The sequence below is a fragment of the Vibrio sp. V39_P1S14PM300 genome (assembly GCF_009904765.1).
Classification (GTDB): domain Bacteria; phylum Pseudomonadota; class Gammaproteobacteria; order Enterobacterales; family Vibrionaceae; genus Vibrio; species Vibrio proteolyticus.
On sequence record NZ_WXWP01000129.1, the window covers coordinates 1,472 to 2,539 of the forward strand.

1 protein-coding gene is annotated in these 1,068 nt (G+C 45.8%); it reads left to right on the top strand.

Annotated features, from left to right (window positions below; all coding sequences use genetic code 11):
* Positions 1–16: 16 nt before the first annotated feature.
* Complete coding sequence (locus CAG65_RS06315; protein WP_021703281.1) at positions 17–1,054, top strand: extracellular solute-binding protein; 1,038 nt, start codon at positions 17–19, stop codon at positions 1,052–1,054.
* Positions 1,055–1,068 lie beyond the last annotated feature (14 nt).

The window sequence follows — 1,068 nt, forward strand, 5'->3', positions numbered from 1 at the left end:
CAAAAACGGAAAAGTAATGAAAAGTAAACTGTATGCAAGCGCACTTTGCGCGGCGACAATGTTCGCTTCACCTGCAATGGCGGCTGACCAAGAGTTGTACTTCTATAACTGGTCTGAATACATCCCGAATGAAGTGCTGGAAGACTTCACAAAGGAAACCGGTATTAAGGTGATCTATTCGACGTATGAGTCCAACGAAAGCATGTACGCTAAGTTGAAGACTCAAGGGTCTGGTTACGATCTGGTTGTCCCTTCCACCTACTTCGTATCTAAGATGCGTAAAGAAGGCATGCTACAGAAAATCGACAAGAGCAAGCTTTCTCACTTTGCTGATTTGGATACCAATTTCCTGAATAAACCATTTGATCCAAACAACAACTTCTCGATTCCCTACATTTGGGGCGCGACGGGCATCGGCATCAACTCCGACATGCTGGACAAATCGTCTGTCTCTAAATGGGATGATCTGTGGGACCCTAAATGGGAAGGTCAGTTGATGCTAATGGATGACTCACGTGAAGTCTTCCACATTGCGTTGACAAAGCTTGGCTATTCTCCGAACACCACGAACCCAGATGAAATCAAAGCAGCTTATGAAGAGTTGAAGAAACTGATGCCAAACGTGTTGGTTTTCAACTCAGACTTCCCTGCTAACCCATACCTGGCTGGTGAAGTATCACTGGGTATGCTGTGGAATGGCTCGGCTTATATGGCCCGTCAGGAAGGAGCGTCTATCGACATTATCTGGCCGGAAAAAGGCACGATTTTCTGGATGGATAGCCTGTCTATTCCTGCTGGTGCGAAGAACATCGATGCAGCGCATAAGATGATCGACTTCCTGCTACGTCCAGAAAACGCAGCCAAAATTGCACTGGAAATCGGCTACCCTACACCAGTGAAAACAGCACATGCTCTGCTGCCAAAAGAATTTGCGAATGATCCAATGATCTTCCCTCCGCAATCAGTAATGGACAGTGGTGAATGGCAGGATGAAGTCGGTGAAGCAAGCGTCATCTACGACGAATACTTCCAGAAACTTAAAGTAGATAACTAGTTTTTATCCAAACT

Bases quoted from the DNA above. Each gene is read 5' to 3' on its own strand.
- CAG65_RS06315 (WP_021703281.1), top strand. From the start codon at position 17: ATGAAAAGTAAACTGTATGCAAGCGCACTTTGCGCGGCGACAATGTTC.